The organism is Cobetia sp. PS-4MA (assembly GCF_057670765.1).
Genome location: NZ_CM173107.1, coordinates 813,539 through 825,817, shown reverse-complemented (window position 1 = coordinate 825,817; position 12,279 = coordinate 813,539). Strand labels below are relative to the sequence as shown.

Genomic DNA, 12,279 nt, shown 5'->3' with positions numbered 1-12,279 from the left:
GTCTTGCACTTGAGTGCGCGACCAATCCCTATTTTTCTTGGTTGTCCGACGCCTGGCAGTCAGTGGCAGGCCGCTTGCGCGGTCACCGCCGACTCGACTCCAGACTGCCCACGCCCATCAAGGGTGATTGACCCAGGACGACTCGTGGACCGGACAACAATTCGAGCGAGCGCGCATTGTACATGCCAGACGCCCGCACCACAAAGGCTATTTCGTCTTCCGACATCGCCTCATGGCTTGTGAGGCAGCGCCAGGTATTCACGCGACTGCATTTCCTGCAGGCGTGACAGGGTGCGCTCGAATTCGAAGTCGAGGTTGCCGCCGGTGTAGAGCTGCTCGACCGGTGTCTCGGCACTCATCAGCAGCTTGACGCCACGGTCATAGAACTCATCGACCATATTGATGAAGCGGCGCACCTGATCATCGCTGTCACGCCCCATCTGCGGCACCTCCGACACCAGCACGGTGTGGAACTCGCGCGCAAGCTCGATGTAGTCATTCTGGCTGCGCGGGCCATCGCACAGCTCATCGAAATGGAACCACACCACATCCTCGTGGCGACGCAAGGCATGCAGCACGCGGTGATTGATGCTCAAGCCTTCATCGGCATGACCTTCGGCTCCGGCAATGGAGCGGAACTCACGCGCCAGTCTGGCACCGCTCTCGTCACCCAGCGGACTGTGGAACAGCTCGGCATGCTCCAGAGCGCGCAGGCGATAATCAATACCCGAATCCACATTGACCACGGTGCAATGGCGCTTGACCAGGTCGATAGCCGGCAGGAAGCGCGCACGCTGCAGGCCATCCTTGTAGAGATCATCCGGCACGATGTTGGAGGTCGCGACCAGTACCACGCCCTGCTTGAACAGCTCCTCGAACAGGGTGGCGAGAATCATGGCATCGGTGATGTCCTTGACGAAGAATTCGTCAAAGCAGATCACGCGCGCTTCCACGGCAAACTTGGCCGCCACCAGCGTCAGCGGGTTCTTCTCGCCCTTGTAATGGCCAAGCTCGTTGTGGACGCGCTGCATGAAGCGGTGGAAGTGCGTCCGCATCTTGTCCGCGAAGGGCAGACTCTCGTAGAAGGTATCGACGAGATAGGTCTTGCCGCGCCCCACGCCACCCCAGAAATACAGCCCCATGATGTCCGGGGTCCTGTCGACGGCGGCCGGCCGCGACGGCTTGCCGAACAATCGACGCACCTTGGAGCCAAGCCCGCCATTGCCCGTGACATCTTCGACCTTGTCAGGCGTCTGGCGCGGAGTACGCACCAGATCGTCATAAAGGCGCTGCAGGTGACGAACGGCATCTTCCTGGGCGGCATCGTAGGCAAAGTCATCACGCTTGAGGTCTGCCTGGTACTTCTCGAGGGGCGTAGGTGCTGGCATGGAGAAACCCGGTGCAGGCCAGATTCAGCACTGGGCTGCATCTGGCGCGAAGTGAAACGAGGTCACGCCTGCGCCAGCATGGCTGACAATCAGGCAAGAACGAAATTGCGCGGCATTATACGCCCTGAGTGCAACTTTACCCACCACACCCGACGGGAAGTCCTGCTTCCCAGGCCCTTCAGTGCCATGACGCGCCTCGATGGCGAATGGCGCCCTTGCTTCGGGGCGACCAAGGTCTCTCTCATGACGAATTGACGTGACGCGCCAACCCATCGATATAATGGAGTGCGTACGCTTTTGAAATACAGGCACTCTTTGCCTCATGGCCAGCGTCGCTGGACACACTGCAAGAGTCTGGACATTGGCAGCACATCATCGTGATGGCCTGCCCCGGCGGTGAAGATCACCGCAGTCGTGACACAAGGAGAGCGACGTGAACGAGAGCAATATTGACTGGATCCTGGCCATCGCCTGTTTTCTGGCTGGCATCGGTATCGGCGCCTTGTGCTACCACCTCCTGAATGCCAACGTGGCCCGCAATCAGAAGACCCGCCAGAAGCTGGCGGAGCGTGAGCTGGAACTGACCCAGTTCCGTGACGCCCTGAATGATCATTTCTCCAAGGCCAGTGATCTGACGGATCAGATCCAACGTGCCGGCAACGAGCTGCGCCAGCACCTGGCCAGCGGTGCCTCTTCACTGTGCGATGACAGCCAGCTCAAGCGCCGCCTGCTGGATACTGACACCACGCTTGAAGAAGACATGGGCGAGAAGGTCGACCTGCCACGTGACTATGCCGACAATCGCGGCACGCTGTCAGAGGATTTCGGTCTCAAGCCACAACCCGCGGAAGGCGAAGCGCAGAGCGCCAACCCGCCGCGCATCTGAGCAACCTCCTTCTGCCGTGAGTTCCCTCACGGCCATTGGACACGACAACGGCCACCTTCCAGGGGTGGCCGTTGTCGTTGGCAAGGATCACTCAGGCCGTCACAGGGCGACCATGAGCTGACTCAAGCAGGGTTGTCGATATCCACGAAGCGATGCTCGACGCCATGCTCGGCCGCCAGCCACTCGCCCAGCGCCCGAACCCCATCGCGCTCGGTCGCATGATGCCCTGCCGCCAGGTAGGTCACCCCCTCTTCGCGCGCACTGTGCGTGGTCCGCTCCGAGATCTCACCGGACAGGAAGGCATCGACTCCCGCCTCGATGGCCAGACCGATATAGTCCTGCGCCCCTCCCGTGCACCAGGCAATGCGCTTGATCGGCCGATCATGCCCGGCGATCACGAGCACCTCTCGCCCCAGACGACGACTGAACTCGACCCCCAACGCGGCACTATCCAGCTCACCGCCTGCCGCAAGCTCATCTGCGAGACGCCCGACATGCACCAGTCCACGCCCGGGGACGCCATCCAGGCATCCTTCACTGACCAACCCCAGGCGCTCGGCCAGCTGGACATTGTTGCCCAGCGTCGGATGGGCATCCAGCGGCAGGTGATAAGCCGCCAGATTGATGTCGTTCGCCAGCAGTGTCTTGAGACGACGGCGCTTCATGCCCGTGATCCGAGCGGGTTCGTTCTTCCAGAAATAGCCGTGATGCACCAGCACCATATCCGCCTGCCATACCACGGCTTCATCCAGCAGCGCCTGATTGGCGGTAACGCCCGTCAGCACTCTGCGGACCTCGCGCCGCCCCTCGACCTGAAGTCCATTGACGGTGTAATCCTTGAAGGCCTGCGCCTCCAGACAGCCATCCAGCGCCTCGACCAGCACGTCACGATCAGCCATTGAGCCTCCAGCAGTCAGATTCATCGAGTGTTACACTGGCTGCCATTGTAACGGCGCAGCCTCACCATGTAAGCGCATGGCAGCTTCGCCGGGTACCGAGACATGGGTGACACGTCTTGAGCACGTCATCAATCTTCCTCTTCACCCTCCGCCTGCCAGCAGCAACCCTGCGGATGGCGACCGCCCCACGGCGGTTGCCCTCTGGAAAGCTGACGGCCCGGCAGGACCACGGATCATTCACCAGGACTCCTGATGCCTCAGACGCGACGCCCCCTTCGCAGTTCATTGCTCCCCCTTCTCTGGCCAGTGGTCACCGGAGTATTGCTTGCCATCGTGGTGCTGGATCGCTTCCCTGAACTTGGACATTCCGAGCCGGCGCCCGAGGTTGGCCAACAGGGCGGCCAACAGGGCGGCGCGATCGTCTCTCGAGATCAGCAGGTGTTGCCATCTCCCGCCTTGACCCTCTCCGCCGAGCAGCGCGAGGAATCCGCCAATCCGGTACTGCGCGAGGCGCCACCACTGCAGCGCAACAGCGGGCCGGCCAGCTACCAGACCGCCGTGGACGCCGCCGCCCCCGCCGTCGTCAACATCTACTCTTCGCGCAAGATCGAGGACGACAGCAAGCACCCGCTGATGTCCGACCCCTTCTTCAACCAGTTCTATGGAGAAAATGCCTTGCGCAGCCAGCGCATGCTGTCGAGCCTGGGCTCCGGCGTCATTCTCTCGAGCGACGGCTATATCCTGACCAACAACCATGTCATTCAAGGCGCGGATCAGATACAGGTCGCCCTGCGTGATGGCCGCGAGACACTGGCCAAGGTGGTCGGGGTCGACCCCGAATCCGATCTCGCGGCGCTGAAGATCGATCTTGAAGATCTGCCGACGGTGGCGATCGCCGACTCGACTCAGGTCCACGTCGGGGATGTCTCGCTGGCCATCGGCAACCCCTTCGGAGTCGGTCAGACCGTCACCATGGGCATCATCTCGGCCACCGGACGCAACCATCTTGGCCTGAATGCCTACGAGGACTTCATACAGACCGATGCCGCGATCAATCCCGGCAACTCCGGTGGAGCGTTGATCAATACCGATGGCTCACTGGTCGGCATCAATACTGCCATCTACTCCCGCTCCGGTGGCTCGCAGGGCATCGGTTTCGCCATCCCCGCCAACCTGGCACGTGACATCCTCGAATCACTGGTCGATCACGGCCGGGTGATTCGCGGCTGGCTGGGCCTGGAAGTGCAGGAGCTGACGCCGTCGCTGGCGCACTCCTTCGGCTTGAGCGCTCCGCAAGGCGTGGTGGTCGCCGCCGTGCTGCGTGATGGCCCCGCGGCGCAGGCCGGCCTGCGTCCCGGTGACATCCTGACGGCAGTCGCCGGCAAGCGCCTGATCGATGCACGCCTTGCCATGGCCGACATCGCCGCGGTCAAGCCGGGCGACACCCTGCAACTCAATCTGTTGCGGGATGGCAAGCCCATGGAGGTCAGCGTCAAGGTCGGTGAGCGGCCGATTCCCGATAGCACGCCCTCTCCTGCCGCCGCAGCTCCGGGCGTCTCATCCCCCGGCTGACAATGGCCGCCGGACTGGCCAACGGCTTTCACGCAAGAACCAGAGCCAGAACCAGAAAAGCCCGCCACGGAAACCGTGGCGGGCTTTTTCATGCTCATGAACTACACCATGCTCATGAACTACGCTCACTCGATGATGCGATTCTCGGCACTACGGGCGTGAGCGGTCAGCGACTCACCCCGCGCCAGCACCGATGCGGTACGCCCGAGGATGGAGGCACCTTCGGCCGAGCACTGGATCAACGAGGAGCGCTTCTGGAAGTCATAGACCCCCAGCGGCGAGGAGAAGCGCGCGGTACCGGACGTCGGCAGCACGTGATTCGGGCCGGCACAGTAATCGCCCAGTGCCTCGGAGGTGTGGGAGCCCATGAAGATGGCGCCCGCATGGCGGACACCTTCGACCCACGCTTCCGGATCCGCCACCGACAGCTCCAGGTGCTCCGGCGCGATACGGTTGGTCAGTTCCAGCGCCTGCTCCGGCCCGCTGACGCGAATCAGGGCGCCACGCTCGCGCAGCGAGGTCTTGATGATCTCGGCACGCTCCATGGTCGGCGCGAGACGTTCGATTGACGCCTCGACCGCAGCGAGGTGCTCATCATCCCAGCTGATCAGGATCGCCTGGGCATCCTCGTCATGCTCGGCCTGCGAGAACAGGTCCATCGCCAGCCAGTCCGGATCGGTCACGCCATCGCTGACCACCAGAATCTCGGACGGTCCGGCGATCATGTCGATGCCGACCTGACCGAACACCGCCCGCTTGGCAGTGGCCACATAGATGTTGCCGGGACCGACGATCTTGTCGACGCGCGGCACCGTCTCGGTGCCATAGGCCAGTGCCGCGACGGCCTGGGCGCCGCCGATGGTGAAGACCCTATCGATACCCGCCAGGTGAGCCGCGGCCAGCACCAGTTCATTGACCACGCCATCGGGGGTCGGCACGACCATGATGATCTCGCGCACACCGGCGACATGCGCGGGGATCGCGTTCATCAGCACGGAAGAGGGATAGGCGGCCTTGCCTCCCGGGACATAGATGCCAGCGCGATCCAGCGGCGTGACCTTCTGCCCCAGCAAGCTGCCATGCTCATCCTTGAAGGACCAGCTTTCCGGCTTCTGATGCTCGTGATAGACGCGCACACGCTCCGCCGCGACCGCCAGCGCCTCGCGCTGATCCGCCGGCAGATCGGCGTAGGCCTTTGCCAGACGTTCGGCGTCGATCACCAGCTCCGACATGCTGGAGACACTCAGACGGTCGAAGCGATTGGAAAACTCCACCAGCGCGGCATCGCCTTCCTGCTTGACGCGCGAAAGGATGTCGGTGACACGATGCTGTACCTCGGCATCGGACACCCCCTCCCAGGCCAGCAATGCATCCAGGCGGGCAGTGAAATCGGTATCGCGGCTATCGAGCCGGTTGATCAGGGTATCCATGCGAACCTCTTGTCATGTCATTGGCAGTGAGGGCTGAGCCGGACGGGCGCTGCTGCCAGATCGTCTCTGCGATCTTGAGTGATGTCGTTGCTGACGAGTCCCGCCGTGTGACACGAGGCCGGGACCTGGTCATTCATGCGTCGCGACGTGCTTCCACCGCCTGACGCAGGCGGTCGATCAACGGCTTGAGGCGATCATGCTTCATGGTCATGGCAGCCTTGTTGACCACCAGACGCGTGCTGATGTCGGTGATCAGCTCACGCGGCTCCATGCCATTGGCACGCAGGGTATTGCCGGTATCGACGATATCGACGATCTCATCGGCCAGATTCATCAACGGGGCCAGCTCCATCGCGCCATACAGCTTGATGACTTCGGCCTGGATGCCCTGCTCCGCGTAGTAGCGACGCGCGACATCGACGAACTTGGTGGCGACGCGACGTCGCGCGCCCTGCTGCTGCTGACCGACGACCCCGGCCGTCATCAGACGGCAGGCCGCGATCTCCAGATCCAGGGGCTCATAGAGACCTTCGGCGCCATGCTCGAGCAGCACGTCCTTGCCGGCGATGCCAAGATCAGCCGCTCCCAGCTGCACATAGGTCGGCACATCGGTGGCGCGAATGATGACCAGCTTGACGTCAGGCAGATTGGTATCGAAGAGCAGCTTGCGACTCTTGTCCAGATCTTCCAGCGGTTCGATGCCGGCATCCGCCAGCAGCGGCAGGGTTTCCTTGAGGATACGCCCCTTGGAAAGGGCGACGACCAGTTGCTTGCTCATGGGGTATTCGCCCGTGCTTGTGCGTAAGAATTCAGCAGACGCTGCCGACCTGCGATGGCCGGCAGCGCATGGAGGCAGGACTCGGCTCAACCGGCGGAGCGGCGGATGATCACGCCCAGCCCTGAGAGCTTCTCCTCGATGCATTCATAACCACGATCGATGTGGTAGATGCGGTCCACCATGGTTTCGCCATCGGCGACGATGGCCGCGATCACCAGCGAGGCCGAGGCACGCAGGTCCGTGGCCATCACCGGAGCGCCCGACAGGCGCTCGGTACCGGTCACCACCGCCGTGTTGCCTTCCAGGGCGATGTGCGCGCCCATGCGGTTGAGCTCCTGCACGTGCATGAAGCGGTTCTCGAAGATGGTCTCGATCACGGTACCGGTGCCTTCGGCCACGGCATTCAGCGCCACGAACTGGGCCTGCATGTCCGTGGGGAATGCCGGATACGGCGCCGTACGGATATTGACCGCCTTCGGACGCTTGCCCTGCATGTCCAGCTCGATCCAGTCATCCCCCGTGGTGATGGTGGCACCGGCTTCTTCCAGCTTGGCAAGCACCGCATCGAGGGTATCGGCGCGCGTGCGGGTGACGCGCACCTTGCCACGCGAGGCCGCTGCCGCGACCAGGAAGGTACCGGTCTCGATGCGATCAGGCATCACGGAGTATTCGCAACCGTGCAGCCTCTCGACCCCTTCGATGACGATGGTATCGGTGCCGTGGCCGGTGATCCTGGCGCCCATGGCGATCAGGCATTCGGCCAGATCGACGACTTCCGGCTCGCGTGCCGCGTTCTCGAGCACGGTGCGCCCATCGGCCAGGGTCGCGGCCATCAGCAGATTCTCGGTACCCGTGACGGTTACCACGTCAAAGACGATGCGAGCGCCCTTGAGGCGGCCACCCGGCGCCTTGGCACGGATGTAACCGTTCTCGACCGAGATCTCCGCGCCCATAGCTTCCAGGCCACGGATGTGCAGATCCACCGGGCGCGAGCCGATGGCGCAACCGCCCGGCAACGAGACTTCGGCACTGCCGAAGTGAGCCAGCAGCGGGCCCAGCACCAAGATCGAGGCGCGCATCTTCTTGACCAGCTCGTAGGGCGCATGACAGTGCTCGACCTTGGAGCCGTCCAGCTGCACGGTCATGTTGTCGCCCATCACCGGCTCGACTCCCATGCGCCCGAGCAGTTCCAGGCTGGTGGTGATGTCTTGCAGGTGCGGCAGATTGCTGATGGTCACGGGACCTTCGGACAGCAGTGTCGCTGCCAGGATGGGCAGGGCCGAATTCTTGGCACCACTGGCCCAGACTTCCCCGTTGACCGGCCCGTTGCCGGTGATAATCAGCTTGTCCATGAAATGTTCCGATCAGCTCTGGGCGTTGCCGACGGCAGCATCGTACTGCGCCGGGGTATAGGTACGAATGCTGATGGCGTGAAGCGCGCCAGAGCGAATCTCGTCATTGAGTGCGGCGTAGACCAACTGCTGGGCCTTGACGCGACTGAGGTCAGCGAAGACCTCGCCCACGGCGACGACCTGGAAGTTGCATCCTTCACCCTGGATATGAAAATCGACGTTCTCGATTCGAGCCTCGAGCAGGGCCTTGACATCATTCGGTTGCATGACGGGCGATGACTCCTTCGCGGTACATGTCCGGGCCAGGCACATTACGCTGCGCTTCGACCTGGGAGATATGACCGCACATGGTAATCAAAAGCGCGCGGGAACGCGATTGGCGGCAGCCTCCTGCCTCCCACGTTCCCGCGCGCAGTGGTGGTGATCGAGCGGCTGGGCAGCCTGGCCGGAGCACGATCAGACAGCATCGACCTCAGGGCGAGGCGCCGAATCCGACGCCTGATCCGTGACCTCCAGTCCCGGCAACAGGACATCGAGGCCAGAGACGGAGGCCAGACGCTTGAGCGCAGGCGATAGACGCAGATGCGTGACATGCCCCGAATGGCGCGCCAGATGACGCTGCCACTCCAGCAGGACACTCAACGTGGCGGTGCTTGCGCCACCGACGCCACAGAGATCGATCTCGATACCCTCTGCATGCTGCCCGAGCCACTTGCAGCCCACTTCAGCGAGCTCGGAGGCGTGATCGAAATCCGGCTGACCACTCAGCGTCAGGCAGCCATCGCCGGCGCTCAGGGTCACGTCATCATCATCGAAGAGTGTTTTCATGGTCATATCGCCAGTGGTCAGGCTCAGCTGTCGCTGTCGCCCGCGCTCTCCCCGCTGTCCTTTTCCAGGTCGACATCCGGCTGCCAGCCCTTGATGACGGCATCGATATCACGGCCATTGTCACGCATGGCCTGGTCGAACTGATTGCGGAAGGTCAGGCCCAGATTGACGCCATTGACGATCACGTTGACCACTTTCCACTCGTCATTGCGCAGACGCATGGAATAGGCCACCGGGTACACCTTGCCCTTGGTGTCGATCACGTCCATGTAGACGGTGTCCTGATCTTCATATCGACGCTCGCCTTCACTGTCCTTCACTTCGAGCTTGGCGTAGTCAAAGCTCACCAGGCCCTTCGCGTAGGTACCGATCAGGGTGTCATGGAAGACCTTGGAGAATTCGGTACGCTGTTCCGGAGAGGCACCCTTGAAGTACTTGCCCATCACGCTTGCCGCGATGTAGCGGTAATCCACGACCGGCTCGAGGGAGTTGTCGACCAGCGCTTCCAGCTCGTCGACGTGATCCTTGTAATAGCTTTCGCGGCTGTCGATCTTGGTGGTCAGGCCTTCGACGGTATCACGCAGCAGCACGTCCGGCTCCTGGGAAGCGGCAGAGGCCAGCGGGCTCATCGCCATCATGGCAGACAGGCTCAATACGCTCAGTGGACGAATCAGCTGCTTGAGGATATGGGTCATCGGATTTGCTCCTTGAAAATGTGCATCGCGCCAACGGCGAGTCAGGCCTGCGTCAGCTCTTCGAGAAATTGGAGACGAACTGCTGAATCAACTCTTCCAGTACCAGTGCCGACTGGGTATCCCGGATGGTGTCGCCATCCTCCAACGTTTCCGGATCCCCCCCGGTGGTCAGGCCGACATATTGCTCGCCCAGCAGACCGGAGGTCAGGATGGCAGCCGTGGTGTCCTTGCTCAACTTGCCCTTGAGGCTGCTGTCCAGCTTCATCGTGACACGGGCGTCAAACCACTTGGGATCCAGCTCGATCTTCTCGACACTGCCGATCGCCACGCCCGCCATGGTCACCTTGGACCGCGGCTTGAGGCTTCCTATCCCTGAAAAGTTGGCATTGAGCACGAAGGTGTCATCCGCCTGCTGGAAGGTGACGCCACTGACGCGCAGCCCGAGGAACACCATGCCCAGAAAACCGGCAAGTACGAACAGGCCCACGCCGAACTCGACCATGCGGGTACGTTTCATCCAATATCTCCAAACATGACGGCTGTGAGGACGAAATCGAGTCCCAGCACCGCCAGCGATGAATAAACCACAGTACGTGTGGTCGCGCGTGAAATGCCTTCCGAGGTCGGGATCAGGTCATAGCCCTGGAAGACAGCGATCCAGCTCACCACCAGCCCGAAGACCAGTGACTTGACGACGCCGTTCATGACATCCCCGACGAAGTCGACATTCGATTGCATGCTGCTCCAGTAGGCCCCTTCGTAGATGCCGAGCCAATCGACACCCACGAGCTTGCCACCCAGAATCCCCACGACGCTGAAGCCGATAGTCAACAGCGGCAGGGACACGAAACCGGCCCACAGCCGCGGAGCGACGATCCGCTTGAGGGGATCCACGCCGATCATTTCCATGCTGGTGAGCTGCTCGGTCGCCTTCATCAGGCCGATCTCGGCCGTCAGGGCAGAGCCGGCGCGCCCGGCGAACAGCAGCGCCGCCACGACCGGGGCCAGCTCGCGCAGCAGCGACAGCGACACCATCTGGCCAAGCGCCTCCTCAGCACCGAACCCGACCAGAATGGTATAGCCCTGCAGGGCCAGCACCATGCCGATGAACAACCCCGACACCAGCACGATCGCCAGTGACAGCACGCCGACGAAGTGCATCTGACGCACCCAGAGGGAGAACCCTTCACGGGATGGCAGGCCGACGCCCGCCTGCGCCAGCAGCATGCCGGCGCGGCCGATGGCAGAGATCACCTCGATGGTGCTGCGCCCCAGCGAGGTGATGGCCCCCAGCGGGCCACGATTCAGACCGCTCATGCTGATTGCCCTCTCTGTGAAGTGCCACTGGCCGCTTCTCTGCCATCGAGAATGTCGCCGGCGAAATCCGGCGCGGGATAGTGGAACGGCACCGGTCCATCCGGCTTGCCGTGGATGAACTGGGCCACGCGCGGGTCCGCCTCGGCGTTCAGGGCTTGTGGCGTGCCCTGCGCCATGACCTTGCCATCGGCGATCACATAGACGTAATCGGCGATGGTCAGCGTCTCCTTGATATCGTGAGAGACCACCACCGCCGTCATGCCCAGCGCATCGTTGAGGCGACGGATCAGATTGACCAGCACGCCCATCGAGATGGGGTCCTGACCGGCGAAGGGCTCGTCGTACATGATCAGGTCCGGATCCAGTGCGATGGCGCGTGCCAGCGCGACACGCCGCGTCATGCCACCGGAGAGCTCGGCGGGCATCAGTTCACGCGCCCCGCGCAGCCCGACGGACTCGAGCTTGATCAGCACGATGTCGCGGATCATCGCCTCGGGGAGATTGGTATGGACTCGCAACGGGAAGGCCACGTTCTCGAACACGCTGAGATCCGAGAACAGCGCACCACTCTGGAACAGCATGCCCATGCGACGACGCATGCGGAACAGTTCGCGCCGCGACAGGGCATGCACATGGTGACCGGCGATATCCACACGCCCGGCGGACGGGGTCAACTGCCCCCCGATCAGCTTGAGCAGCGTCGTCTTGCCGGTACCGGAGGGCCCCATGATGGCGGTGATCTTGCCACGCGGAATCTTCAGGTCTATCCCGGAGAAGATCTCGCGCTCTCCACGGGTGAAGCGCAGGCCTTCGACACGAATCAATGCGTCGTCGAGGTCGATGTCAGCGGAGCCACGGCGAGAGGATGGCGATGCATCAGCGCCGGCCGCAGCGGTCGCTGTAGCAGCCTGACCGGGTAATTCAGTCATAGAAGCATCCGCTGTGAGGGAGTCACGACACTGGCCATGGGCAATCCGTCGCCTGGCACTGTGCCGCGAGTCCGAATCTTGGAGTTCATGGATCACGTCATTCGGGAATCAAGTTAGTTAGCGAACATCGTATCCGAACCCGCCCCCTCACTACCAGTCCGTTGCAGGGTCCATCGCATCCCTCAGATGCGATCCCTTGCCTTGC

General features: G+C 62.5%; 13 protein-coding genes. 2 read left to right on the top strand and 11 right to left on the bottom strand.

Going from position 1 to position 12,279, the window contains the following annotated elements; all coding sequences use genetic code 11:
• Positions 1-230 precede the first annotated feature (230 nt).
• Entirely contained in the window at positions 231-1,388 is a 1,158-nt protein-coding gene (gene zapE, locus AC26AR_RS03525; protein WP_077371635.1) for a cell division protein ZapE, read from the bottom strand.
• A 433-nt stretch (positions 1,389-1,821) separates the two neighbouring features.
• Here zapE and AC26AR_RS03520 point away from each other — a divergent pair, with 433 nt between their 5' ends.
• A complete protein-coding gene (locus AC26AR_RS03520) occupies positions 1,822-2,274 on the top strand; it encodes a Z-ring associated ZapG family protein (protein WP_077371632.1) in 453 nt (150 codons plus the stop codon).
• A 122-nt stretch (positions 2,275-2,396) separates the two neighbouring features.
• Here AC26AR_RS03520 and AC26AR_RS03515 read toward each other — a convergent pair whose 3' ends face one another.
• Positions 2,397-3,173 (bottom strand): Nif3-like dinuclear metal center hexameric protein, encoded by a 777-nt coding sequence (locus tag AC26AR_RS03515; RefSeq protein ID WP_488107550.1) that lies wholly within the window; start codon positions 3,171-3,173, stop codon positions 2,397-2,399.
• Between the two features lie 252 nt (positions 3,174-3,425).
• Between AC26AR_RS03515 and AC26AR_RS03510 the strand changes: the two genes are divergently transcribed.
• Complete coding sequence (locus AC26AR_RS03510) at positions 3,426-4,745, top strand: S1C family serine protease (protein ID WP_084209221.1); 1,320 nt, start codon at positions 3,426-3,428, stop codon at positions 4,743-4,745.
• A gap of 125 nt (positions 4,746-4,870) precedes the next feature.
• Here AC26AR_RS03510 and hisD read toward each other — a convergent pair whose 3' ends face one another.
• From hisD to AC26AR_RS03465, 9 genes are all read right to left on the bottom strand, one after another.
• Positions 4,871-6,175, bottom strand: coding sequence for a histidinol dehydrogenase (gene hisD / locus AC26AR_RS03505; RefSeq protein WP_077371622.1), 1,305 nt, complete (start codon positions 6,173-6,175; stop codon positions 4,871-4,873).
• A gap of 133 nt (positions 6,176-6,308) precedes the next feature.
• A complete protein-coding gene (hisG, locus tag AC26AR_RS03500) occupies positions 6,309-6,953 on the bottom strand; it encodes an ATP phosphoribosyltransferase (RefSeq protein WP_077371619.1) in 645 nt (214 codons plus the stop codon).
• Positions 6,954-7,039: 86 nt separating this feature from the next.
• Positions 7,040-8,305 carry a UDP-N-acetylglucosamine 1-carboxyvinyltransferase gene (murA, locus tag AC26AR_RS03495; protein ID WP_077371616.1) on the bottom strand — a complete coding sequence of 422 codons (1,266 nt, stop codon included), beginning with the start codon at positions 8,303-8,305 and terminating at the stop codon, positions 7,040-7,042.
• A 12-nt stretch (positions 8,306-8,317) separates the two neighbouring features.
• A complete protein-coding gene (locus AC26AR_RS03490) occupies positions 8,318-8,572 on the bottom strand; it encodes a BolA family protein (RefSeq protein WP_077371613.1) in 255 nt (84 codons plus the stop codon).
• Between the two features lie 189 nt (positions 8,573-8,761).
• Positions 8,762-9,133 (bottom strand): STAS domain-containing protein, encoded by a 372-nt coding sequence (locus AC26AR_RS03485; RefSeq protein WP_065392617.1) that lies wholly within the window; start codon positions 9,131-9,133, stop codon positions 8,762-8,764.
• Between the two features lie 23 nt (positions 9,134-9,156).
• On the bottom strand, positions 9,157-9,828 hold the full coding sequence (locus AC26AR_RS03480) for an MlaC/ttg2D family ABC transporter substrate-binding protein (RefSeq protein WP_084209223.1): 672 nt from the start codon (positions 9,826-9,828) through the stop codon (positions 9,157-9,159).
• 52 nt (positions 9,829-9,880) lie between these two features.
• Positions 9,881-10,345: an outer membrane lipid asymmetry maintenance protein MlaD gene (mlaD, locus tag AC26AR_RS03475; protein ID WP_077371603.1), complete on the bottom strand. Its 465-nt coding sequence runs from the start codon at positions 10,343-10,345 to the stop codon at positions 9,881-9,883.
• Positions 10,342-11,145 carry a lipid asymmetry maintenance ABC transporter permease subunit MlaE gene (gene mlaE, locus AC26AR_RS03470; RefSeq protein WP_077371600.1) on the bottom strand — a complete coding sequence of 268 codons (804 nt, stop codon included), beginning with the start codon at positions 11,143-11,145 and terminating at the stop codon, positions 10,342-10,344. The genes mlaD and mlaE overlap by 4 nt, the downstream gene beginning before the upstream one ends.
• A complete protein-coding gene (locus tag AC26AR_RS03465) occupies positions 11,142-12,074 on the bottom strand; it encodes an ABC transporter ATP-binding protein (protein WP_077371597.1) in 933 nt (310 codons plus the stop codon). The genes mlaE and AC26AR_RS03465 overlap by 4 nt, the downstream gene beginning before the upstream one ends.
• Positions 12,075-12,279: the final 205 nt, after the last annotated feature.

Coding starts and splice junctions, on each gene's coding strand:
- zapE (WP_077371635.1), bottom strand. CDS start 1,388: ATGCCAGCACCTACGCCCCTCGAGAAGTACCAGGCAGACCTCAAGCGT.
- AC26AR_RS03515 (WP_488107550.1), bottom strand. CDS start 3,173: ATGGCTGATCGTGACGTGCTGGTCGAGGCGCTGGATGGCTGTCTGGAG.
- AC26AR_RS03510 (WP_084209221.1), top strand. CDS start 3,426: ATGCCTCAGACGCGACGCCCCCTTCGCAGTTCATTGCTCCCCCTTCTC.
- hisD (WP_077371622.1), bottom strand. CDS start 6,175: ATGGATACCCTGATCAACCGGCTCGATAGCCGCGATACCGATTTCACT.
- hisG (WP_077371619.1), bottom strand. CDS start 6,953: ATGAGCAAGCAACTGGTCGTCGCCCTTTCCAAGGGGCGTATCCTCAAG.
- murA (WP_077371616.1), bottom strand. CDS start 8,305: ATGGACAAGCTGATTATCACCGGCAACGGGCCGGTCAACGGGGAAGTC.
- AC26AR_RS03490 (WP_077371613.1), bottom strand. CDS start 8,572: ATGCAACCGAATGATGTCAAGGCCCTGCTCGAGGCTCGAATCGAGAAC.
- AC26AR_RS03485 (WP_065392617.1), bottom strand. CDS start 9,133: ATGAAAACACTCTTCGATGATGATGACGTGACCCTGAGCGCCGGCGAT.
- AC26AR_RS03480 (WP_084209223.1), bottom strand. CDS start 9,828: ATGACCCATATCCTCAAGCAGCTGATTCGTCCACTGAGCGTATTGAGC.
- mlaD (WP_077371603.1), bottom strand. CDS start 10,345: ATGAAACGTACCCGCATGGTCGAGTTCGGCGTGGGCCTGTTCGTACTT.
- mlaE (WP_077371600.1), bottom strand. CDS start 11,145: ATGAGCGGTCTGAATCGTGGCCCGCTGGGGGCCATCACCTCGCTGGGG.
- AC26AR_RS03465 (WP_077371597.1), bottom strand. CDS start 12,074: ATGACTGAATTACCCGGTCAGGCTGCTACAGCGACCGCTGCGGCCGGC.